Annotated in this window: 23 protein-coding genes; 4 read left to right on the plus strand and 19 right to left on the minus strand. The window is 72.4% G+C overall.

The window, feature by feature from the left end; all coding sequences use genetic code 11:
• The first annotated feature begins 15 nt into the window (after positions 1–15).
• Positions 16–1194, plus strand: a complete 1179-nt coding sequence (locus OHA37_RS14845) for a class I SAM-dependent methyltransferase (RefSeq protein ID WP_266905411.1) — start codon at positions 16–18, stop codon at positions 1192–1194.
• A gap of 234 nt (positions 1195–1428) precedes the next feature.
• Here the strand turns inward: OHA37_RS14845 and OHA37_RS14850 are convergent, their stop codons facing one another.
• Genes OHA37_RS14850 through tsaB form a run of 4 tightly spaced genes read right to left on the minus strand, consistent with a single transcriptional unit; the run spans position 1429 to position 4100 of the window.
• Positions 1429–1710, minus strand: a complete 282-nt coding sequence (locus OHA37_RS14850) for a hypothetical protein (RefSeq protein WP_266905413.1) — start codon at positions 1708–1710, stop codon at positions 1429–1431.
• Positions 1707–2864, minus strand: a complete 1158-nt coding sequence (tsaD, locus tag OHA37_RS14855) for a tRNA (adenosine(37)-N6)-threonylcarbamoyltransferase complex transferase subunit TsaD (protein ID WP_266905415.1) — start codon at positions 2862–2864, stop codon at positions 1707–1709. The genes OHA37_RS14850 and tsaD overlap by 4 nt, the downstream gene beginning before the upstream one ends.
• Positions 2857–3408, minus strand: coding sequence for a ribosomal protein S18-alanine N-acetyltransferase (gene rimI, locus OHA37_RS14860; RefSeq protein ID WP_266912802.1), 552 nt, complete (start codon positions 3406–3408; stop codon positions 2857–2859). The genes tsaD and rimI overlap by 8 nt, the downstream gene beginning before the upstream one ends.
• Positions 3409–3437: 29 nt before the next feature.
• Complete coding sequence (gene tsaB / locus OHA37_RS14865; protein ID WP_266905417.1) at positions 3438–4100, minus strand: tRNA (adenosine(37)-N6)-threonylcarbamoyltransferase complex dimerization subunit type 1 TsaB; 663 nt, start codon at positions 4098–4100, stop codon at positions 3438–3440.
• A 146-nt stretch (positions 4101–4246) separates the two neighbouring features.
• Here tsaB and OHA37_RS14870 point away from each other — a divergent pair, with 146 nt between their 5' ends.
• Positions 4247–4804 (plus strand): hypothetical protein, encoded by a 558-nt coding sequence (locus OHA37_RS14870; RefSeq protein WP_266905419.1) that lies wholly within the window; start codon positions 4247–4249, stop codon positions 4802–4804.
• 132 nt (positions 4805–4936) lie between these two features.
• Here OHA37_RS14870 and OHA37_RS14875 read toward each other — a convergent pair whose 3' ends face one another.
• The 8 genes from OHA37_RS14875 to OHA37_RS14910 all read right to left on the minus strand — a co-directional run bounded on the left by OHA37_RS14875 (position 4937) and on the right by OHA37_RS14910 (position 12953).
• Positions 4937–5143: a hypothetical protein gene (locus tag OHA37_RS14875; RefSeq protein ID WP_266905421.1), complete on the minus strand. Its 207-nt coding sequence runs from the start codon at positions 5141–5143 to the stop codon at positions 4937–4939.
• Positions 5144–5315: 172 nt separating this feature from the next.
• The gene (gene tsaE, locus OHA37_RS14880) at positions 5316–5837 is read right to left on the minus strand and encodes a tRNA (adenosine(37)-N6)-threonylcarbamoyltransferase complex ATPase subunit type 1 TsaE (RefSeq protein WP_266905423.1); all 522 of its coding nucleotides are present in this window, start codon (positions 5835–5837) and stop codon (positions 5316–5318) included.
• The gene (locus OHA37_RS14885) at positions 5821–6966 is read right to left on the minus strand and encodes an alpha/beta fold hydrolase (RefSeq protein WP_266905425.1); all 1146 of its coding nucleotides are present in this window, start codon (positions 6964–6966) and stop codon (positions 5821–5823) included. Before OHA37_RS14885 ends, tsaE begins: the two co-directional genes overlap by 17 nt.
• Before the next feature lie 14 nt (positions 6967–6980).
• Positions 6981–8117, minus strand: a complete 1137-nt coding sequence (alr, locus tag OHA37_RS14890) for an alanine racemase (protein WP_266905427.1) — start codon at positions 8115–8117, stop codon at positions 6981–6983.
• Between the two features lie 222 nt (positions 8118–8339).
• The gene (locus OHA37_RS14895) at positions 8340–9761 is read right to left on the minus strand and encodes an NAD(P)H-hydrate dehydratase (RefSeq protein WP_266905429.1); all 1422 of its coding nucleotides are present in this window, start codon (positions 9759–9761) and stop codon (positions 8340–8342) included.
• A 26-nt stretch (positions 9762–9787) separates the two neighbouring features.
• Positions 9788–10156 carry a holo-ACP synthase gene (locus OHA37_RS14900; RefSeq protein ID WP_266905431.1) on the minus strand — a complete coding sequence of 123 codons (369 nt, stop codon included), beginning with the start codon at positions 10154–10156 and terminating at the stop codon, positions 9788–9790.
• 78 nt (positions 10157–10234) lie between these two features.
• Entirely contained in the window at positions 10235–12085 is a 1851-nt protein-coding gene (glmS, locus tag OHA37_RS14905; RefSeq protein WP_266905433.1) for a glutamine--fructose-6-phosphate transaminase (isomerizing), read from the minus strand.
• A gap of 109 nt (positions 12086–12194) precedes the next feature.
• A complete protein-coding gene (locus tag OHA37_RS14910; RefSeq protein WP_266905435.1) occupies positions 12195–12953 on the minus strand; it encodes a hypothetical protein in 759 nt (252 codons plus the stop codon).
• A 284-nt stretch (positions 12954–13237) separates the two neighbouring features.
• On the opposite strand from OHA37_RS14910, the gene coaA reads away from it, so the two are divergent.
• A complete protein-coding gene (coaA, locus tag OHA37_RS14915; RefSeq protein ID WP_266905437.1) occupies positions 13238–14335 on the plus strand; it encodes a type I pantothenate kinase in 1098 nt (365 codons plus the stop codon).
• 43 nt (positions 14336–14378) lie between these two features.
• A complete protein-coding gene (locus OHA37_RS14920) occupies positions 14379–15329 on the plus strand; it encodes a DUF389 domain-containing protein (protein WP_266905439.1) in 951 nt (316 codons plus the stop codon).
• Between the two features lie 81 nt (positions 15330–15410).
• Here OHA37_RS14920 and glmM read toward each other — a convergent pair whose 3' ends face one another.
• From glmM to rplQ, 7 genes are all read right to left on the minus strand, one after another.
• The gene (glmM, locus tag OHA37_RS14925) at positions 15411–16769 is read right to left on the minus strand and encodes a phosphoglucosamine mutase (protein WP_266905441.1); all 1359 of its coding nucleotides are present in this window, start codon (positions 16767–16769) and stop codon (positions 15411–15413) included.
• A 132-nt stretch (positions 16770–16901) separates the two neighbouring features.
• Positions 16902–17423: a 30S ribosomal protein S9 gene (gene rpsI / locus OHA37_RS14930; RefSeq protein ID WP_266905443.1), complete on the minus strand. Its 522-nt coding sequence runs from the start codon at positions 17421–17423 to the stop codon at positions 16902–16904.
• A gap of 46 nt (positions 17424–17469) precedes the next feature.
• Positions 17470–17913 (minus strand): 50S ribosomal protein L13, encoded by a 444-nt coding sequence (rplM, locus tag OHA37_RS14935; RefSeq protein WP_112447734.1) that lies wholly within the window; start codon positions 17911–17913, stop codon positions 17470–17472.
• A gap of 234 nt (positions 17914–18147) precedes the next feature.
• Positions 18148–19407 carry a glycosyltransferase family 87 protein gene (locus tag OHA37_RS14940; protein ID WP_266905445.1) on the minus strand — a complete coding sequence of 420 codons (1260 nt, stop codon included), beginning with the start codon at positions 19405–19407 and terminating at the stop codon, positions 18148–18150.
• Between the two features lie 65 nt (positions 19408–19472).
• Positions 19473–21092 (minus strand): ABC-F family ATP-binding cassette domain-containing protein, encoded by a 1620-nt coding sequence (locus OHA37_RS14945; RefSeq protein ID WP_443046167.1) that lies wholly within the window; start codon positions 21090–21092, stop codon positions 19473–19475.
• A 59-nt stretch (positions 21093–21151) separates the two neighbouring features.
• Entirely contained in the window at positions 21152–22003 is an 852-nt protein-coding gene (truA, locus tag OHA37_RS14950; RefSeq protein WP_266905449.1) for a tRNA pseudouridine(38-40) synthase TruA, read from the minus strand.
• A 104-nt stretch (positions 22004–22107) separates the two neighbouring features.
• Positions 22108–22572, minus strand: coding sequence for a 50S ribosomal protein L17 (gene rplQ, locus OHA37_RS14955; RefSeq protein ID WP_215023458.1), 465 nt, complete (start codon positions 22570–22572; stop codon positions 22108–22110).
• Between the last annotated feature and the right edge of the window lie 24 nt (positions 22573–22596).

The raw sequence follows: 22596 nt of genomic DNA on the forward strand, positions 1-22596 counted from the left end.
GCCGACAATGGACCCGTGACCCCCGAAGACTTCGCCGCGCTCCTCGCCCCCGAGGGCCACGCCCTCCTCGACTCGCTCCGCGACTACGACCCCGCCCAGGAGCTCGCCGTCGCCACCCGGCTGCGCCGCGAACACCCCGCCGCACTGGTCTCCGCCGCCCTCGGGCAGGCCCGGCTGCGGCAGCGCGCGGTGGCGAAGTTCGGGGCCGAGGACGCCCACCGGATGTACTTCACCCCCGGCGGCGGGGAGATGGCCACCCGCGCCTCGGTGGCCTCCTACCGCGCCGAGCGGCTCGCCGCCCTCGGCGTACGGAGCCTCGCGGACCTCTGCTGCGGCATCGGCGGGGACGCCCTGGCCCTGGCCCGGCTCGGCATCCGCGTCCTGGCGGTGGACCACGATCCGCTGACCGTCGCCGTCGCGCGCGCGAACGCCGAGGCACTGGGGCTGGCGGACCTGATCGAGGTCCGGGAGGCCGATGTGACGGAGGTCGACACCGCGGGCTACGACGCCGTCTTCATCGACCCGGCCCGCCGGGGCGGGCGGGGCCGCATCTTCGACCCCGAGTCCTACTCGCCTCCGCTGTCCTGGGCGATCGCCACCGCCCGCGCCGCGAAGATCGCCGCCATCAAGATCGCCCCGGGGATCCCGCACGAGGCGGTGCCCGCCGAGGCGCAGGCCGAATGGATCTCCGACCAGGGGGACGTGAAGGAGGCCGTGCTGTGGTTCGGGACGGCCCCGGGCGAGATCCGCGCCACCCTGCTGCCCGGTCCGCGCGCGCTGGCGACCGCCGATCCGCTTCCCGATCCCGAGGCCGGTCCGGTCGGCCGCTACCTCTACGAGCCCGACGGGGCCGTGATCCGGGCCCACCTCGTCGCCGAGGTCGCCGAGCAGCTGGGCGGGCGGCTGATCGACCCGACGATCGCGTACATCACCGCCGACGAGCTGCACGAGACCCCGTACGCGACCTCGTACGAGATCACCGACGTGCTGCCGTTCGGGCTGAAGAAGCTCAAGGCGCTGATGCGCGAGCGCGGGGTCGGCATCCTCACGGTGAAGAAGCGCGGTTCCGCGATCGAGCCCGAGGAACTGCGCAAGAAGGTGAAGCCGCAGGGGCCGAACTCCGCCACGGTGTTCCTGACCCGGGTCGCCGGGGCCCCCTCGATGCTGATCGGCTCACCGACCGCCCGCCCCTGACGGCAGGCTCCGGCCCTCTCCCCCGAAGGCCCCCAGCGCCCACCGATGGCGCGCGCCCGCCTTGCCGAGTCCCAGCAAGGCTGCGCCGCCCGAGCTCCCCCAGGAAACGGGCGCGGTCGGCCCGTACGGCGTGCTCGTCGAACCAGGCGCGCAGGTGCGGCGGCAGGTCGCGGCGAGGCATGCGCATGACCAGATCCGCACGCCACGGGCCCGGACGGGCCTCCCGGAGGAGGCTCAGCTTCCGCCGGCCTCCCCCACCTCCACCGATTCGAAGCGCCAGCGATGGACCGCCCGCGTGATCAAATCAGCTGCGGGCTCCGGCAGTTCGGGCAGGTCCGCGCCGATCCCCTCGGGGGTCTCCCACCAGGTGATGACGAGCACCCGGTCCTGTGGGGCGCTGAACACCTCGCGCCGCACCGGGTCTTGGGCCAGGATCTGCGAACGGGCCCATTCCAGCAGCTCGTTGGCCCGGCCGGGCACCGACCGGGCCTCCCACATCAGCGCGATGGTGCTCACGAGTACAGGTTGTCCTTGCTCAGCTCGTGCACGTGGTCGTGGTCGTGCGCATGGCCGTGACCGTGACCGTGCCCTTCGCCGTGGCCGTCCCCGTCGGAATGGCCGTGGGAATGGCCGGGAACGTGCGGGTCGGTCACCGGAAGCGAAGAGTCCGCCGACAGGTCCCAGTCCGAGGCGGCCCTGTTCCGCTTGACCATCTCCGCGCCCAGCGCCGCCACCATCGCGCCGTTGTCCGTGCACAGCCCCGGCCGCGGCACCCGCAGGATGATCCCCGCGTCGTCGCACCGCTCCTGGGCCAGCGAGCGCAGCCGGGAGTTGGCCGCGACGCCGCCGCCGATCATCAGGTGGTCGACGCCCTCGTCCTTGCACGCGCGGATCGCCTTGCGCGTCAGTACGTCCACCACGGCTTCCTGGAAGGAGGCCGCCACATCGCGCACCGGCACCTCCTCGCCCGCCTTGCGCTTCGCCTCGATCCAGCGGGCGACCGAGGTCTTGAGCCCGGAGAAGGAGAAGTCGTACGGGGCGTCGCGCGGCCCCGTCAGCCCGCGCGGGAAGGCGATCGCCTTCGGGTCCCCCTCGCGTGCGAGCCGGTCGATGACCGGACCGCCGGGGAAGCCCAGCTGCAGGACGCGCGCGATCTTGTCGAAGGCCTCGCCCGCCGCGTCGTCGATGGTCGCGCCGAGCGGCCGTACGTCGGAGGTGATGTCGGGGGCCAGCAGCAGCGAGGAGTGCCCGCCGGAGACCAGCAGCGCCATCGTCGGCTCGGGCAGCGGCCCGTGCTCCAGCTGGTCGACGCAGATGTGCGAGGCCAGGTGGTTCACCCCGTACAGCGGCTTGCCCAGCGCGTACGCGTAGGCCTTCGCGGCGGAGACGCCCACCAGCAGCGCCCCGGCGAGGCCGGGGCCGGCGGTGACGGCGATGCCGTCGAGGTCGCGGGCGCTGACCCCGGCCTCCTTCAGGGCGCGCTCGATGGTGGGGACCATCGCCTCCAGGTGCGCGCGGGAGGCCACCTCGGGCACGACCCCGCCGAAGCGGGCGTGCTCGTCGACGCTCGACGCGATGGCGTCCGCGAGCAGCGTGGTGCCGCGGACGACGCCGACGCCGGTCTCGTCGCAGGAGGTCTCGATGCCGAGGACGAGCGGTTCGTCAGCCATGGGTCGTCTCACCTTGCAGGGGTACGGGATATGCGGGGTCGGGATCTACGGTGTCGGCCGGATCTACGGTGTCGGCCGGATCTGCCGGGTCGGCCTGGTCTGCGGGGTCAAAGACGCGGCGCATCACGAGGGCGTCCACGTTGCCGGGCTGGTAGTAGCCGCGCCGGAAGCCGATCGGCTCGAAGCCGAAGCGGGCGTAGAGCTTCTGGGCCCGGACGTTGTCGACCCGCACCTCCAGCAGCACCTCGGCGCACTCGAAGGCGGTGGCGGCGCGCAGCAGCTCGGTCAGCAGCCGGGCGCCGAGCCCGGTGCCCCACTGGTCGCGGGCCGCGGCGATGGTCTGTACGTCGGCCAGGTCCCCGGCGGCGGCCAGCCCGGCGTAGCCGACCAGCCGGCCCGCCTCCTCCGCCACGACGTAGCGGCGCGTGGCGCCGGGGCCGCGGGCGTGGGCCAGCTCGGACCAGAACATCCCGGCGGACCAGGCGTCCTCGGGGAACAGCTCGTGCTCCAGCTCCAGCACGGGCCCGATGTCCCACCAGCGCATCTCGCGCAGGACGACGGCTGAGGTGGCTGTCACTGCGGGGTGACCACCTTGTAGTTCTTGGGCACCTCGGCGTCGGGCCGGCGCAGGTAGAGCGGGGTCGGGGGCAGGAAGGCCTCCCCCGCCGCCAGCTTTTCCGCGGCCAGCGCGGCCAGCGCGGCCGCGCTCTGGTGCTCGGGGGCCCGCGCGTCGGTGAAGACCTCCGGGTACAGCTGCGCGCCCTGTCCGACGGCGGGCAGTCCGGCGACGCGCTCGGCGATGTCGGCCGGCCGGTCCACCGCGGGCTCGCCGGCCCGGGTGCGGGGGTCCTCGTAGCGCGCCCAGTAGACCTCCTTGCGCCGGGCGTCGGTGGCCACGACGAAGGGGCCCTCGATCCCGGCCGCGCCGGCCGCGTGGGCCAGGCCGTCGAGGGTGCACAGCCCGTGGACGGGCACGCCGAGGACGGAGGCGAAGGTGGACGCGGTCACGAGGCCGACGCGCAGCCCCGTGTAGGGGCCGGGGCCGACGCCGACGACGATGCCGGTGACGGCTTCGAGCGTGACCCCCGCCTCGGCGAGGACCTTGTCGACGGAGGGCAGCAGGAGCTCCCCGTGGCGGCGGGCATCGACCTGGTTCGACTCGGCGAGGACGGACTCGCCGTCGTGCAGGGCGACGGTGACGGCGGGCGTGGCGGTATCTACAGCGAGCAAGAGCACGCGAACAGCCTACGACTCCGGGGCCCCCGGCCCTTGCGGCCGGTCTGCGGGCACCCCTGCTGCTACCTTCGGACCAGGTGTCGGGGTGTGATCGTCCGCCTGACATCCGACTGGCATCGACTGACCATGCGGAGAGGTGGAGCAAGGTGGCACGCAGCAGCTCGGGAATCGTGGCCGGGCTCACCGTCACGGCGCTCGCCGTCGTCGGTTTCCTCGGCTACCAGGCCTCCGCCTCCGCTCCCGCGCTCCCGCCGAAGGCCGCCGCGCAGAGCCCGGTTCCCGCTCCGAGCGACTCCGGTCCCGCCAAGACGGACCCGGCGAAGCCGGTGGCCCTCCCGGCCGGCTCCGGCACCGGGGTGCGCGTCGTGTACTCGCTGAGCGCCAAGCGCGTGTGGCTGGTGGGAGCCACCGGAGAGCCGAAGTCCTTCGCGGTGGTGCCGAGCACGGTGCACCCGGCGCCCGGCAATTACACCGTGGGCGGCCGTACGGGCGCGGTGACCGGCTCGGACGGGGTGCCGATCGAGCACGTCGTCCGGTTCGCGAGCCCCCGCGGGATCACGGTCGGCTTCAGCGCCCGCGTGGACAACACCCTGCCGGCGCCCGATCCGGCCAAGAAGACCGGCGGTGTCCGCATGCTGCGCGCGGACGGGGACGCGATGTGGGCGTTCGCGACGATCGGCTCGAAGGTCATCGTCGTTCCCTGACCCGGCCCGACCCTGACTGCCCCGGACTGACCCGGACCGACTCCAGCCGACCGCGCGGCCCGACCGGCCGGCCCGGTGGCGACACGCCAAGTTCACTCGTACGGGGACTGCGCCGTCAGGCGCTCCCCCGTTTCAGGCCGCTTCGGACTCCGGGGCGGCCTCTTCGCCGTCCTCCGCGTCCTCCGCTCCCTCCACCCCGTCCCGTACGGGATCGGGGTCCGGGGCGTGCTCGCGCGCGGGCGGTGTCGACACGGCGCTGGCGGCGGCGCCCGCGGCGAGCAGTGCCCCCATGGATACGGCGGACGGGCGGGGGACGCGCGCTGCTCCTGTTGCCGACATGGCTGCCTCCTGGCCGGGGCCAGCCCGTACTTAGGTACGCCTAACCAGCCCTCCGTACCATGTGACCACGCGCGCCGCCGCCCGCGCAACATTTTCCCGACGACTTGTCGGAACGTTTCTCACCGCGCCCTGGCCGCGAAGGCCCCGCACGGGCGCCGCGAACGCGTGGGGCCTACTCCGACAGGACCCCCGCGAGGCTCTCCAGACCCGCCCCGGCCGACCAGCGGGTGCCGATCCCGCGGACCGTCACCTCGCGCACGTCGTCAAGGACCTCCTCGTGGCCGACCGCCCGGCTGATCAGCACGTGCAGCCGGTCGTCGGACAGCTCCTCGACCTTGCCGTCGCCCCACTCCACGACGACGACGGACTCGGGCAGCGAGACGTCGAGGTCCAGGTCCTCCATCTCGTCCAGCCCGCCGCCCAGCCGGTACGCGTCCACGTGCACCAGCGCCGGACCGCCGGTCAGCGAGGGGTGGACCCGGGCGATCACGAAGGTCGGCGAGGTCACGGCCCCGCGCACGCCCAGGCCCTCGCCGAGGCCGCGGGTCAGGGTGGTCTTCCCGGCGCCGAGCTCCCCGGTCAGCAGGACGAGGTCGCCGGGGCGCAGCAGCCCGGCGATCCGGCGCCCGAGGTCCTGCATGGCGTCGGGCGAGCCGACCGTGACGTGCGTTTCCGTGTCAGGTACTTCTTCCATGCCGGCCAACGTTAGCCGCTGCGGGCACCGTCCCGGTGCGCACGAGGAGCTCGGTGAGCAGCCGGGTCACGGTGTCCGGGTGCTCCAGCATCATCAGGTGCCCGGCGGTCTCCAGGACGACCAGCTCGGCGGAGGGCAGCGCTTCCTTGATGGCCAGGCTGTGGTCGGGCGGGGTGACCATGTCGCGGTCCCCGGCGATGACGGTGACGGGGACGTCCGCGAACCGCTGGAGGGCGGCCGTCTTGTCGTGCGCCTGGAAGGCCGGGTAGAACTCGGCGACCACGTCGATGGGCGTGGCCTCGATGAGCCGCTCGGCGAAGCGGGCGACGCCCGGATCGACGTCGCGCGAGGCGAAGGAGTACATCTTGACCATCCCGGCGAACAGGTCGGCGGTGGCCCGGCGGCCCTTCTCCACCAGTTCCACCTGGGAGCCGAGCGCCTTGAGCACCCCGGGCAGCAGGCGCCGTACGGTGCTGAAGCCCAGGGAGGGCAGCCCGTACGTGACCTCGCCCAGCCGGCCGCTGGAGGTGCCGACCAGGGCCACACCGGCCACCCGGTCCCGGACGAGGCCGGGGAACTCCTGGGCCAGTCCCATGATGGTCATCCCGCCCATCGAGTGACCGACCAGGATCAGCGGACCCTCGGGGGCGGCCGCGTCGATGACGGCCTTCAGGTCGCGGCCGAGCTGTTCGAAGGTGACCGGCTCGCCGTCGGCCTGGGCCAGGCCGCGCGCGCTGCGGCCGTGGCTGCGCTGGTCCCAGTACACGGCGCGGACCACGCCGCGCAGGGCCGCGCGCTGGAAGTGCCAGGAGTCCTGGGCGAGGCAGTAGCCGTGGCAGAACACCACGGTCGGCCGGACCGGGGCCTTGCGGCGCAGCCGGCGCCGCTTGCCCTCCTCGGGCAGCTCGTCGACCTCGTAGTAGAGCGCCGTGCCGTCCTCGGCCCGCGCGGTGCCGGGGGCTCCGCGCAGGGATCCGTAGTCCCCGGTCGCATCGAGGGCGAGGCGCGCCTTCATGCGCATGCCCCGGCCGACGGTGATCCGTTCGACCGCGACCCCGGCCGCCGCTCCGGCGGCTATCACGCCGATGGCGGCGCCGGCCCAGCCCGCCTTGCGCCAGTTCTCGCTCACGCCGCCGTCCTCACTCAGCCGCCCACGTACACGCGGGGGACCCGGGCCCCGATGCGGGTGACGATCTCATAGGCGATGGTGTGCGCCGCTTGAGCCCAGTCCTCGGCGGTGGGTTCACCGCGTTCCGCGTCCCCGAAGATGACGGCCTCGTCGCCGGCGCGTGCGTGGCCCCCCTCCAGGTCGACCACGAACTGGTCCATGGCCACGCGCCCGGCGACGGTCCGGATGCGGCCGCCGACGAGCACCGGGCCGCGCCCGGACGCCTGCCGCGGGACGCCGTCGGCGTAGCCCGCGGGGATCAGCGCGAGGCTGGTCTCCTGCTCGGTGACGTAGTGGTGGCCGTAGCTGACGCCGTGCCCGGCGGGCACGGTCTTGACCAGCGCGACGGTGGCCTTGAGGGCCATCGCGGGCCGCAGGCCGAGCTGGGCGGGGGTGCCGAGCTCGGGCGCGGGCGAGACCCCGTAGAGGGCCAGGCCGCAGCGGACCAGGTCGAAGTGGGACTCGGGGAGGGTGAGCGTGGCCGGCGAGTTGGCGATGTGCCGGACCTCGGGCTCGACGCCCTCCTTCTCCGCGTACGCGAGCATGTCGCGGAAGGCGGTCAGCTGGAGCTGGATGGAGGGGTGCCCGGGCTCGTCGGCGCAGGCGAAGTGCGACCAGACGCCGGTGACGCGGACGGTCCCCTCGGACTGGGCGGCGACGGCCGCGGTCACCAGGGCCTCCCAGTCGGCGGGCTGGCAGCCGTTGCGGCCCAGGCCGGTGTCGGCCTTCAGCTGGATCCTGGCCGTCAGCCCGGTGGCGCGGGCGGCCTCCCGTACCTCGTCGAGGGCCCACAGCGCGCTGACGGACACGTCGATACCGGCCTCGACGGCCTCCCGCCAGGGCCCGCCGGGGGTCCACAGCCAGCACAGGACGGGCCCTTCGAGCCCGGCGGCGCGCAGCGCGAGGGCCTCCTCGGGCGTGGCGGTCCCGAGCCAGCTCGCACCGGCCTCCTGGGCGGCCCTGGCGCAGGCCACCGCCCCGTGCCCGTAGGCGTCCGCCTTCACGACGGCCATCAGGGCGGAGCGGGGCGCCCGCTCGCGCAGGGCCCGTGCGTTCGCCCGGACGGCGTCAAGATCGATCTCGGCGTACACGCGCGCGGCTGTCTCGTTCATCCCCCACAGTCTCTCAGAGCCCCACCCGACGAACCGAACAGGCGGGGCCCGCCGCCCGCACGGCCCGCCCGCCGGCCAGGCCCAGCCCCGCCGTCGTTCGAGGCGATCCTTCACGCCCACCGCCCGCACAGGCGGGCCGACCCCGGCCAAGCCCAGCCCCGCCGGCGTTCGAGGCGCGGGGGTCCGGGGGCGGCGCCCCCCGGCCGCGGCGCCGCACACCCCCTAGCGGCGAGCGACCTCGCGCCAGGCCCGCGGCAGGGCTTCGGCCACCTGGTGGGCCAGCAGGGGGCCACCCGTGAGGCGGGCGGCCAGGCCGTGCAGGTACGCGGCCGCCGACCCGGCGTCCACGGCCGGCAGGCCGGCCGCCAGCAGGGACCCGGCCAGCCCGGACAGCACGTCCCCGCTCCCGGCGGTGGCCAGCCACGGGGTCCCGGTCGGGTTCACCCGGACGGGGCCGGGCCCGGCCGGGGCGATCAGGGTCGTCGACCCCTTCAGCAGCGCCACCGCCCCGTACCGCTCCGCGAGCCCCCGCACGGCCTCCAGCCGCCCCGCCTCGACCGTCTCCCGGGAGACCCCCAGCAGCGCCGCCGCCTCCCCCGCGTGCGGGGTCAGCAGGGTCGGGGCCGCCCGGGCCCGCAGCTGACCGGGGTCCAGCCCGCGCAGCCCGTCCGCGTCCACCAGCACCGGTACCGGCTGCGCCAGAGCCTCCCGCACCTCGGGGCCGCCCTCGTCGCCCAGCCCGGGCCCGACCACCCAGGCCTGGACCCGGCCGGGCCCGATCAGCGTCTCCGGGTAGCGGGCCAGCACGGCTTCGGCCACCGCGGGCGGCCCCACGTAGCGCACCGCGCCCGCGCCGCCGCGCAGCGCCCCGGCCACCGCGAGCACCGCCGCGCCCGGGTAGCGCGCGGACCCGGCGACGATGCCGACCACGCCGCGCCGGTACTTGTCGCTCGACGCCGTCGGCTCCGGCAGCAGCCCCGCCACGTCGGCGTGCTGCAGGGCCTCCATTCCGGGGGGCCCGAAGGAGGGCCCGAAGGAGGACCCGAGGGCCAACCCGATGTCCACCCGGTGCAGCGCCCCCGCCCGCGAGGCCCCCGGGTCGATCAGCAGCCCCGGCTTGTACGCCCCGAAGGTCACCGTCACGTCCGCCGACACGGCCGCGCCCGCCACCTCCCCGGTGTCCGCGTCCACCCCGCTCGGCAGGTCCACCGCGACCACCACCGCCCCCGCCGGGATCCGCTCCACCAGCGCGGCCGCGGCCGGCCGCAGCGCTCCCCGGCCGCCGATGCCGACCAGCCCGTCGAGCACCAGGTCGGCCCGCTCGGGCACGGCCCCGTCGAGGCGCCCGCCGGCGGCCCGCAGCGCCGCCAGTCCGCCCGCGTGCACCCGGGCCGGGTCCATCGCGACGGCCGTCACCCCGGCCCCGCGCCGGGCCAGCTTCGCGCCCGCGTAGAGGGTGTCTCCGCCGTTGTCCCCCGGGCCGACCAGCAGCACCACGCGGGCCCCGTACACGCGGGGCAGCAACCGCACGCAGACGGCGGCCAGTCCGGCCGCCGCCCGCCGCATCAGGGTGCCTTCGGGCAGCCGGGCCATCAGCTCGCGCTCGGCGGCCCGTACGGTCTCCACGCTGTAAGCAGTACGCATGCCAACAGCCTGCCCGAAGAAGGCGCCTACCCCTCGGCGATCACCACGGCGGAGGCGACGCCCGCGTCGTGGCTGAGGGAGATGTGCCAGGACTGCACGCCCAGGGCCAGCGCCCGCGCCTCCACCGTGCCCGACACCCGCAGGCGCGGCTGCCCGGTCTCCTCCACGTACACCTCGGCGTCGGTCCACAGCAGCCCGCCGGGCGCACCGAGCGCCTTGGCGAGCGCCTCCTTGGCGGCGAACCGGGCGGCGAGCGAGGCGGTTCCGCGCCGCTCGCCGCTCGGCAGGGTCAGCTCGGAGTCGAGGAACAGCCGCCCCGCCAGGCTCGGCGTGCGCTCCAGCGCCGCACCGAACCGCTCGATCTCCGCCACGTCGATTCCGACGCCGATAATCACAACAACAGCTCCAACTGGGCCACTACTCCACGGTCACCACGGTGCTCAATTGTCGGCGACCCGCTCCGTTCGCCGCGCTCACTCCACGGTCACCGACTTGGCGAGGTTACGCGGCTGGTCCACCTCGTTGCCGCGCGCCGTCGCCAGCTCGCACGCGAACACCTGCAGCGGCACGGTGGCCACGAGCGGCTGGAGCAGCGTCGGGGTGGCCGGGATGCGGATCAGGTGGTCGGCGTACGGGACCACCGCCTCGTCCCCCTCCTCGGCGATCACGATGGTCCGCGCCCCGCGCGCCCGGATCTCCTGGATGTTGGACACGATCTTGTCGTGCAGCACCGAGCGCCCGCGCGGCGACGGTACGACGACCACGACCGGCAGGTCCTTCTCGATGAGCGCGATCGGCCCGTGCTTGAGCTCGCCCGCCGCGAAGCCCTCGGCGTGCATGTACGCCAGCTCCTTGAGCTTGAGCGCACCCTCCAGCGCCACCGGGTAGCCGACGTGCCGCCCCAGGAACAGCACGGTGTTCTTGTCCGCGAGCGACCGGGCCAGTTCCCGTACCGGTTCCATGGTCTCCAGTACGGTGTCCACCGCCGCGGCGATGTCCGACAGCTCCCGGATCACCGACCGGATCTCGTCGCCCCACTTCGTGCCCCGGACCTGCCCGAGGTAGAGGGCGACCAGGTAGCAGGCCACGAGCTGCGTCAGGAACGCCTTGGTCGAGGCGACGGCCACCTCGGGTCCGGCGTGCGTGTACAGCACGGCGTCCGACTCGCGCGGGATCGTCGAGCCGTTCGTATTGCAGATGGCCAGCACCTTGGCGCCCTGCTCGCGCGCGTGGCGCAGCGCCATCAGGGTGTCCATCGTCTCGCCGGACTGCGAGATGGCGATCACCAGCGTCCGCTGGTCCAGGATCGGGTCGCGGTAGCGGAACTCGCTGGCCAGCTCCGTCTCGCACGGGATGCGCGTCCAGTGCTCGATGGCCAGCTTCGCGATCATGCCCGCGTGGTACGCCGTACCGCACGCCACGATCACGACCTTGTCGACCTCGCGCAGCACCGAGTCGGGGATGCGCACCTCGTCGAGGGTCAGCAGGCCGTTCGCGTCGATCCGGCCCAGGAGGGTGTCGGCGACCGCCTTCGGCTGCTCGGCGATCTCCTTGAGCATGAAGTAGTCGTAGCCCCCCTTCTCGGCCGCGGAGGCGTCCCAGTCCACGTGGTACGCCCGCACGTCCGCGGCCGTACCGTCGAAGTTGGTCACCGTGACCCCGTCGCGGCGCAGCTCCACGACCTGGTCCTGGCCCAGCTCGATCGCGGAGCGGGTGTGCGCGATGAAGGCGGCCACGTCCGAGGCGAGGAAGTTCTCGCCCTCTCCGACGCCGACCACGAGGGGCGAGTTCCGGCGTGCGCCGACCACCACGTCCGGCGCGTCGGCGTGCACGGCGACCAGGGTGAAGGCGCCGTCGAGGAGCCGGCAGACCTGCCGCATCGCCTCCGCCAGGTCCCCGCCCGCGCCCTCGAACCGCTCGGCCAGCAGGTGCGCCACGACCTCGGTGTCGGTCTCGGACTCCAGCCGGTGCCCGCGCTCGGCGAGCTCGGCCCGCAGCGCGGCGAAGTTCTCGATGATCCCGTTGTGCACGACCGCCACGCGCCCCGAGTTGTCGAGGTGCGGGTGGGCGTTGACGTCGGTGGGACCCCCATGGGTGGCCCACCGGGTGTGTCCGAGTCCCGTGGAACCGGCCGGCAGCGGGTGCCCGACCAGCTCCTTCTCCAGATTGACCAGCTTGCCGGCCTTCTTGACGGCGGCGAGTTCCCCGTCGGCGAGCACGGCGACACCCGCCGAGTCGTAGCCGCGGTACTCCAGCCGCTTGAGTCCGGCAATGACCACATCGAGCGCCGACTGCGCTCCCACGTAACCCACGATTCCGCACATAAGCCGCAGGGTACGCCGTAGTTGGCTCCGCGCCCGGTACCTGAACCGGACGAAAAAACCGCCCCGGCGAATGCGCCGGGGCGGGATGGACTCAGCGATGGACGAACCGTCAGCCGAGCTTCTTCAGCTGCGCCGCGACGACGGTGACCGGCTGGTCGGCGGTGCCGGTGAAGCTGACGCCGTTGAAGACGGCGAGGGTGTTGCCCTTGCGCACGACCACGAGCTCCGTCTTGAGCTGCTCGCCGTCCGCCGCCATCTCGATGGTGTAGGCGACGGACTCGTCCCCACCGGTGACGGGAGCGCCGGGGCCGACCTTGCTGATCTTGACGGTCTCGCCGTCCTGGGTGCCCGTGTAGCCGGCGGCGCAGGCCGAACCTCCCGACTTGATCTTGCCGAAGGCCTCCTGCGCGCCCTTGCCCTCGTACGAGTGCAGGCTGACGGCGGTGGCGGTCTCGCCGAAGGCGTCCAGGCCGGCCTTCAGCTTCTCCTCGGCGGTCGCGTTCGCGGCCGCCTCCTTGCCCTTGGCCGCGGCGACGACCCGCGCGTTGCCGGTGGCGGCGCCGGGCCCGGTCAGGGACTGCGCCTGGAACAGCGGAAGGCACTCGGGCTTGTCGGTGGTGCTGCCGACCGTCTTCTTGACGTCCTCGTCCGACATGGCCTCGATGACGTGGGTGGTCAGGTCCGTCTGGGCCAGCACCAGCCCGGCCAGCTCGGCGTCCGTCTTCCCCTTGACGACCGGGGCCGCCGACGCCGCCGCGGCGGACGGCTTCGCGTCCGCCTTGCCCTCGCCGCCGCACGCGGTGGCGAGCAGGGCCAGCGACACGGCCGCGGCGGACAGGACGGTACGACGGACGAATGCGGTGCGCATGATGGCGGTTCCCCCCACGGGAAAGGTCTACGGAAAAGGGCAGCACGCCGCGCCACCCCGGACCGGGGCGGCGTCATGAGCTGCGGTGAACCACACCGTACGGGACCGGATGACCCGCGTCCGCGTGAATGTGCGCGCACCGCGCATCGTGATGCCGTCGAGACCGCAGGTGCCTGAAATCGATACCGCTCCCCGTACAACCCACCCACCCCGGACCATAAGACCCGGGCCCACGTGACCGACCACACCACCCACGACGGCCCGCCACCCCCGACAATGGCCGTGTGATCTCTTCGCCGCCACGAAGCACGCCGGACCGCGCAACGGAGCGCCCCGACGGATCGGAGCCCCCTACGCAGGCCCAGCAGGCCCCGCAGACCGAGCCCCGGCACCCCGAGCACGCGGCGCACCCCACGCGCCGCCGGGGCCACGAGGCCTCCCCCTACGTCGACCTCACCCGTGCCGAGTGGAGCGCCCTGCGCGAGCGCACCCCGCTCCCGCTGACGGCCGACGAGGTCGAGCGGCTGCGCGGACTGGGCGATGTCATCGACCTCGACGAGGTCCGTGACGTCTACCTGCCGCTCTCCCGCCTGCTGAACCTGTACGTCGGCGCCACCAGCAACCTGCGCGGCACCCTCAACACCTTCCTCGGCGACGCCGGCAACGGCCACGGCGCCCAGCAGGGCACGCCCTTCGTCATAGGGGTCGCCGGCTCGGTCGCCGTGGGCAAGTCCACCGTGGCCCGTCTCCTCCAGGCGCTGCTGGCCCGCTGGCCGGAGCACCCGCGCGTGGAGCTGGTCACCACCGACGGCTTCCTGTACCCGATGAAGGAGCTGGAGCGGCGCGGGCTGACCGCCCGCAAGGGCTTCCCGGAGTCCTACGACCGCCGGGCGCTCACCCGCTTCGTCGCCGACATCAAGGCGGGCAAGGACGAGGTCAAGGCCCCCGTCTACTCCCACCTGATCTACGACATCGTCCCCGGCGAGGAGCTCGTCGTACGCCGTCCCGACATCCTGATCGTCGAGGGGCTCAACGTCCTGCAGCCCGCCATGCCCGGCAAGGACGGCCGCACCCGGGTCGGCCTCGCCGACTACTTCGACTTCAGCGTGTACGTGGACGCCCGCCCCGAGGACATCGAGCGCTGGTACCTCAACCGGTTCCGCAAGCTGCGCGAGACGGCGTTCCAGAACCCCTTCTCCTACTTCCGCAAGTACACCCAGGTCTCCGAGGAGGAGGCGCTGGAGTACGCGCAGACGATGTGGCGGACCATCAACAAGCCCAACCTGCTGGAGAACGTGGCCCCGACCCGCGGCCGCGCCACCCTCGTCGTCCGCAAGGGACCGGACCACAAGGTGCAGAAGCTGAGTCTGCGCAAGCTCTGAGCGCCACCCGAAACCAGGGACCGCCGGAAGCTAGGGTGCGGCCATGCTGCATCTACGGATGATCATTCCGTCGGACCGGACCGATGACGTGGTCAGGATCGTCGAGGGGACGGTCGGCACCACCCATCTGGCCGTGCTGCCCGGCGCCGCCCGCATCCCGCCGGGCGACATCGTGCTGTGCGACGTCGCGCGGGAGGCGGGCGACGAGCTCCTGAACGAGCTCCGGGAGCTCGGCATCGACAAGGACGGGTCGATCGCGGTCGAGAACATCGACCTGTCCCTCTCGGACCGCGCCGACCGCGCCGAGGAGGAGGCCCCGGGCGAGGCCGCCGACGCCGTCCTGTGGGAGCAGTTGAGCGAGGCGACCCACGAGGAGTCCACCCTCACCATCACCTACAGCGCCTTCATGATCGTCGCCACGATGATCGCGGCCTGCGGTGTGGTCCTCGACAACGCCATCCTCATCGTGGGCGCGATGGCGGTCGGCCCGGAGTTCGGACCGCTCGCCGGTGTCTGCACCGCCTTGGTGCAGCGCGCCCCCAAACTGGCCGCCCGCTCGCTGACGGCCCTGCTGGTGGGCTTCGCCACCGCGATGGTCGCGACCACCGTCTTCACCCTGGCCATGGACGCGCTCGGCCTGTTCCACCACGACATGCTGGACAAGCCCCGCCCCAACACCAGCTTCATCTGGCAGCCGGACCTGTTCTCGTTCGTCGTGGCGCTGCTCGCCGGCGTGGCCGGGGTGCTCTCCCTGACCTCGGCGAAGTCCGGCGCGCTGGTCGGCGTCGCGATCTCGGTGACCACGGTCCCGGCGGCCGCCAACGCGGCCGTGGCCCTCGGCTACGGCGAGTTCGGCCAGATGTGGGGCTCGATGGAGCAGCTGCTGCTGAACCTCTTCGGCATCATGCTGGCCGGCGTCCTGACCCTGCTCGGCCAAAAACTCCTGTGGCGCACCCAGCGGGGCCACTGGAGGCGCACGGCGCCCAAGGCCTGAGCCCCGCAACCGCTCATGACAGCGGCCCCGCGCTACGAAGCTTCGTAGCGCGGGGCCGCTGTCATGACGCAAGGGCGGGCTCTAGCCGAGCGCCGACTTCACGACGTCCGCGAGGCGCCCCGCGACCGAGCGGGCCTGCTCGATGTCGGCGGCCTCCACCATCACCCGCACGAGGGGCTCCGTGCCCGACGGACGCAGCAGTACGCGCCCGGTCGTGCCCAGCTCCCGCTCGGCCTCGGCGACGGCCGCGGCCAGCTCGCCCGAGGTGGTGACCCGGGACTTGTCCACGTCGGGGACGTTGACCAGGACCTGCGGCAGCCGCCGCATGACCCCGGTCAGCTCGGCCATCGTCTTGCCGGTGGCCGCGATCCGGGCCGCGAGCATCAGGCCGGTCAGGGTGCCGTCGCCGGTGGTGGCGTGGTCGAGGATGATCACGTGGCCGGACTGCTCGCCGCCCAGCGCGTACCCGTGCTCCCGCATCGACTCCAGGACGTACCGGTCGCCGACGCCGGTCTGCACGACGTTGATGCCCTCGGACTCCATGGCCAGCTTGAAGCCCAGGTTCGACATCACGGTGGCGACGACGGTGTCCTCGCGCAGGTGCCCGGCCTCGCGCATCGCCAGCGCCAGCACCGCGAGGATCTGGTCCCCGTCGACCTCCTCGCCGTTCGCGTCCACGGCGAGGCAGCGGTCGGCGTCCCCGTCGTGCGCGATGCCGAGGTCGGCGCCGTGCTCGACGACGGCCTGCTTCAGCAGACCGAGGTGGGTGGAACCGCAGCCGTCGTTGATGTTCAGGCCGTCGGGCTCGGCACCGATGGTGACGATCTCCGCGCCGGCCCGCGTGAAGGCCTCCGGCGAGACGTAGGCGGCCGCGCCGTGCGCCTCGTCCAGGACCACCTTGAGGCCGTCGAGACGGTTCGGCAGCACACCCATGAGGTGGGCGACGTACTTGTCGAAGCCCTCGGTGTAGTCGGAGACGCGGCCGACGCCGCCGCCCGTCGGGCGGTCCCAGGGAGCACCCGTGCGGTGGTCCTCGTAGACCGCCTCGATCCGGTCCTCCAGCTCGTCGGCGAGCTTGTGACCGCCGCGCGCGAAGAACTTGATGCCGTTGTCGGGCATGGCGTTGTGGCTGGCCGAGAGCATGACGCCGAGGTCGGCGCCCAGCGCACCGGTGAGATACGCCACCGCCGGGGTGGGCAGCACACCGACGCGCAGGACGTCCACGCCCGCGCTCGCGAGGCCCGCGACGACTGCGGCCTCCAGGAACTCGCCCGAGGCCCGGGGGTCCCGGCCGACCACCGCGGTGGCCCTGTGGCCGGCGAAGGTGCCCGCCTCGGCCAGTACGTGCGCGGCCGCCACGGAGAGGCCGAGCGCGAGCTCGGCCGTCAGATCCGCGTTGGCAACGCCTCGTACACCGTCCGTCCCGAAGAGTCGTCCCACTGTTGTCCTCCCGAGTTCACACTTCGCTATGAGCAGTTGTGCCAATTATTTGCCGCTTTTGGCGGTAAACGAACCGCCCCGGCAGCACACAGAGTGCTGCCGGGGCGGATTCGTGCTGAACAGCAGGCGAGATTAACGCTTGCTGTACTGCGGAGCCTTACGGGCCTTCTTGAGACCGGCCTTCTTGCGCTCGACCGCACGGTCGTCGCGGGAGAGGAAGCCGGCCTTCTTCAGCGCCGCGCGGTTGTTGTCCACGTCCGCCTCGTTCAGCGCACGGGCAACGCCGAGGCGCAGGGCGCCGGCCTGACCGGAAACGCCGCCACCCGAGATGCGGGCGATGACGTCGTAGCGGTTGTCCAGCTCAAGGAGCTTGAACGGCTCGTTGACTTCCTGCTGGTGCACCTTGTTGGGGAAGTAGTCCTCAAGGGTGCGACCGTTGATCTTCCACTTGCCGGTGCCCGGAACGATCCGGACACGGGCGATGGCGTTCTTGCGACGGCCCAGGCCGGCGGCCGGCTGGGGGTCACCGAAGCGACCGGCAAGGGACTCGGAGGTGTAGTCGCCCTCAACGGCTTCCACAGACTCGGTGGTGTACTCCTCGACGTTGCCCTCGAACTCTTCGACGGGGGTCGTCTCGGCGGTGGTCTCGGCCACGATGCTCCTCAGAAGTTTCTTGTCTTAGGGGGTGTGGTGGCCGGAACTACTGCGCGACCTGGGTGATCTCGAACGGCACCGGCTGCTGAGCAGCGTGGGGGTGCACATCGCCCGAGTAGACCTTCAGCTTCGAGAGCATCTGACGGCCCAGGGTGTTCTTGGGGATCATGCCCTTGATGGCCTTCTCGACGGCCTTCTCCGGGTTGTTCGCCAGGAGGTCGTCGTAGCGGACCGAACGCAGACCACCCGGGAAGCCGGAGTGGCGGTACGCCATCTTCTGGGTCGCCTTGTTGCCGGACAGGTGAACCTTGTCGGCGTTGATGATGATGACGAAGTCGCCCATGTCCATGTGGGGGGCGTAAGTCGGCTTGTGCTTACCCCGCAGGAGGGTAGCGGCCTGGGTCGCCAGACGGCCGAGGACAACATCCTGGGCGTCGATGACGTGCCACTGGCGCGAGATGTCGCCGGGCTTGGGGCTGAACGTACGCACGCGTATGCCTTCGCTTCTTCAGTGGTGGGTCATCCCCGGGGGGTGAGCCCGAGGGACGGGTCCTGACATGGGTCACCACGGACGATCACGACAGCCCTGGTTCACATCGGAGACGCAACCCGTGTGTACCGCTGGTCATCGGCCCGGTGGACCGGCGTAAGGCAGATTCACGTGAGAATGAGAAAGCCAATACGCATAACGAACCAGCAGGGTACCCCTGAAGACCTGGAAGGGTCAAAACGCGGTCCGCGAACCCGTTTCGACGGGGGTCGCGGCGCACTCCGGTTCGGTCCTGGGTGGGGACCCCGTAGTTCGTACAGGTTCCAGAGTAACCCGGATCGGACGCAGTGCTCGACGCGCCAGCAGACCGGCGAGCGCGCACAGGGTCACCATGTCCCTAAATGCCCGCCTCTTGGCCTCGAACTCCGAGGGCCACGGAATGCCCGCGGTCTGGGGCACCAGGGCCACCCAGAACCAGGGCGAGCGCGGCATCGACCCCGCCCGCACCCCCGATGCCAGCAGCAGCGGGAGCACCACGATCAGGTAGTGGTCGAAGGAGGGCCGCGACACCAGGAATGCGGCCAGCATCACCATGCAGGCCGTCTCCACCAGCCTCAGCTCGCCCGCGTCCCCGTCCGCCTCGACCGGCCTGCGCCACCGCCGCCAGGTCGCCCACAGCCCGCACCCGGCCCCCGCGAAGGCCAGCGCCACCGCCAGCGGCGCGGGCACCCCCAGCCGCGGGAGCGCGGCGATCGGCGAGGCGTCCCAGGGCAGCGCGTAGGAATCCTGGCCCTGCAGCAGGAACGGCAGGGTCTTGGTGAAGAACAGCATCGGGTGCGGCATCATCAGGGCCCCCGCCAGCGACAGCCCCACCGGCACCCCCGCCGCCAGGGCCAGTCCCCGCCACTGCCGGGCCAGCAGGAAGAGCAGCCCGACCGGCACCAGCATCGGCTTGCACGCGATGGCGAGGCCCACCACCAGCCCGGCCGCCGCCCAGTGCTTGCGGTGCGCCAGCAGCAGCGCCACCGGCAGGGCGGCGGCGGAGATGGCCGTCCAGTTCGCGATCAGCACGAGGTTGATGTACGGCTTGTAGGCCAGCGCGAACAGGGCGAAACCGCCGACCGCGAACCGCGAGCGCACCGGTACGGAGAACAGCCGCAGCGAGGCCCACCAGCCGAGCCCGACGAGCCCGGTCATCCCCAGCGGCAGCACGCAGCGCAGCAGTGGCGCCGGCAGCAGGGCCTCGGGAATCGCCATGATCACGGCGCTGGGCAGGTAGAGGAACCGCTTGTCCTCGTACGGGGACACCCCGGCGAGCAGGGCGTCGGCCGCCTTGACCACGAAGGCGTTGTCCGAGCCCCAGTTCTCCCGCAGGCTCGCCGCGACCGCCACCGACAGCAGGATCACCAGGCCCACGAACCGCCAGGACCGGGGGGCGGGGCGCAGCAGCCAGGCCACCCCCCGGTCCCAGGAGGACGGGCTGTCCCATTTCATGACCCAGACACTCGGCCGCAGCCCCACAACGAAGTCCCCTCGACCCAAGCCGGGGGGGTCTCCCCCTAGCGCTTCCGCTCGACCCTACGTTCGTCCCAGACGGGCTCCGTAGTCTCTCGCACAACACCGTCCGAACCGAAGACCAGATAGCGGTCAAATGTGCGGGCGAACCACCGGTCGTGCGTGACGCACAGCACAGTGCCGTCGTACGCCTCCAGCCCGTCCTGCAGCGCCTCCGCCGATTCCAGGTCGAGGTTGTCCGTGGGTTCGTCGAGCAGCAGCGCCGTCGTTCCCGCCAGCTCCAGCAGCAGGATCTGGAAGCGCGCCTGCTGGCCGCCCGAGAGACGCTCGAAGGGCTGATCGCCCTGGCGCTCCAGCTCGTAGCGGCGCAGTGCGCCCATCGCCTGGCCGAGCGGCTTCGCCGCCTCCGTCCACAGGATGTCCACGAGCGTACGGCCGAACAGCTCGGGGTGGGCGTGGGTCTGCGCGAAGTGGCCGGGGACCACGCGGGCGCCGAGCTTCCACGTACCCGTGTGCTTGACGTCCTCCCCCGCCATCAGACGCAGGAAGTGGGACTTCCCGGAGCCGTTCGAGCCCAGGACCGCGACCCGCTCCCCGTAGAAGACCTCCAGGGAGAAGGGCTTCATCAGCCCGGTGAGCTCCAGGTTCTCCACCGTGAGCGCGCGCACGCCCGTACGGCCGCCCTTGAGCCGCATCTTGATGTCCTGCTCGCGCGGCGGCTCGGGCGGCGGGCCGGCGTCCTCGAACCGCTTGAAGCGGGTCTGCATCGCGTGGTAGCGCGAGGCCATGTCCGGGCTGCTCGCGGCCTGGCCGCGCAGTCGCAGCACCAGGGCCTTCAGCCGGGCGTGCTCCTCGTCCCAGCGCCGCTTGAGCTCCTCGAAGCGCGCGAAGCGCTCCTTGCGGGCGGCGTGGAACGTGCCGAAGCCCTCGCCGTGCACCCAGACGTCGGAGCCGTTCGGGCTCGCCTCCAGGCTGATGATCTTCTCGGCGGCCTGGGTCAGCAGCTCCCGGTCGTGGCTGACGAAGAGCACCGTCTTGCGGGTGGCCCCCAGCTGCTCCTCCAGCCACCGCTTGCCCGGGACGTCCAGGTAGTTGTCCGGCTCGTCGAGCAGCAGCACCTCGTCCGGCCCGCGCAGCAGCGCCTCCAGCACGAGCCGCTTCTGCTCACCGCCCGAGAGCGTGCGCACCTCGCGGAACTGCGCCGAGTCGTAGGGGATCGCCAGCGCGGCCATCGTGCAGACGTCCCACAGCGTCTCCGCCTCGTACCCCTGCACGTCGGCCCAGTCGCTCAGCGCCTGCGCGTAGGCCATCTGCGCGGCCTCGTCGTCCACCGTCAGGATCAGCTGCTCGGCCCGGTCCACCGCCTTGGCGGCTTCCCGGATCCGCGGCTGGGACACCGAGACCAGCAGGTCCCGTACGGTCGTCTCGTCGCGGACCGAGCCCACGAACTGCGACATCACGCCCAGCCCGCCGCTCACGGTGACCGAACCGCCGTGCGGCTGGAGCTCACCGGAGATCATCTTCAGCAGAGTGGTCTTGCCGGCCCCGTTCGCCCCGACCAGGGCGACGACCGACCCCTCCCCCACCCGGAAGGAGACGTCGGGGAGCAGTACCCGCCCGTCGGGAAGGTAGTACTCCAGGTGGCTGGCTTCGAGATGTCCCATGCGGGGCATTGTCCAGGTCCGGCGCCGATCCGCCCAAACGAGTTAGCCGCACAGCCGCACTAGCAGCAGCCGGCCCCCGGCAGCGTCCGCAGGTTGCGCGCTTCCTTGCTCCGCGCGGCCAGCAGCTCGTCGGCCGGGTAGCCGACCTCCTCCAGCGTCAGCCCGTGCGGCTTGACCACGTGCACCGAGGAGTCCCGTACGGCCGCGGCCAGCACCTTCCCGGGCCAGTCGGTCGTGCGGTGGCCGTCGCCGACGTGCAGCAGGGCACCTACCAGCGAGCGCACCATGTTGTGGCAGAAGGCATCGGCGCGGACGGTCGCGGTGATGATCCCCTCCGCGTCCCGCTCCCAGTTGAGCTGCTGGAGGGTGCGGATCGTCGTGGCGCCCTCGCGCTTCTTGCAGTACGCGGCGAAGTCGTGCTCCCCGACCAGCGCGGCGGCAGCCTCGTTCATGGCGTCCACGTCGAGCGGCCACTGGTACCAGAGCACGTGCCCGCGGCGCAGCGGGTCCACCCCGGCCTGGTGGTCGCCCACGCGGTAGGCGTAGCGCCGCCAGATCGCCGAGAACCGCGCGTTGAAGCCGGCGGGGGCCTCCGCGGCCTTCCACACCCGCACGTCGTGCGGCAGCCGCCCCGCGAGGCGGCGCAGCAGCTTGTCCTGGTGCTCGGCCCACACCTCGTCCCGTACGTCGAACTGCGCGACCTGTCCGCGCGCGTGCACGCCCGCGTCCGTACGGCCCGCCACGGTCAGCTCGACCGGGTCCGGGAGCCGCATCACGGTCTGCAGGGCCGACTCCAGCTCTCCCTGGACGGTCCGCAGCACGCGCTGCTTCGCCCAGCCGGAGAAGTCCTTGCCGTCGTAACTCAGGTCCAGCCTGACCCGGACGTGTCCGGGCTCCACCTCGTCACTCACGTGACAGATCCTCTCAGCTGCGTCTTTCGCCCCCATGCAGAACGGGCCCGCCCCGGTGAGGGGGCGGGCCCGTTCAGAGCCATTCAGCGTGATCCCGGAAGGGATCAGGCCTCCTTGGTCTCCTCGGCGGCGGGAGCCTCAGCGGCCTCCGCCTCCTTCACGGCGCGCTTGGTGGCGGCCTCGGCCTCACCAGTGGCCTGCTGGGCGACCGTAAGGGCCTCGACCAGCTCGATCACGGCCATCGGGGCGTTGTCGCCACGACGGTTGCCGATCTTGGTGATGCGCGTGTAACCACCGGGGCGGTTCTCGTAGCGCGGGGCGATCTCGGTGAACAGCGTGTGCACGATGCTCTTGTCCGTGATCGTCTGCAGCACCAGGCGACGGTTGTGGATGTCGCCCTTCTTGGCCTTGGTCACCAGACGCTCGGCGTAGGGACGCAGGCGACGGGCCTTGGCCTCGGTGGTGGTGATGCGGCCGTGCTCGAAGAGCGCCTTCGCGAGGTTCGCGAGGAGGTGCTTCTCGTGCGCGGCGCTGCCGCCCAGACGGGCACCCTTTGCGGGACGCGGCATGGTCATACTCCTTCATATCTGCAC

Origin of the sequence: Streptomyces sp. NBC_00335 (assembly GCF_036127095.1) — a bacterium.
GTDB lineage: Bacteria > Actinomycetota > Actinomycetes > Streptomycetales > Streptomycetaceae > Streptomyces.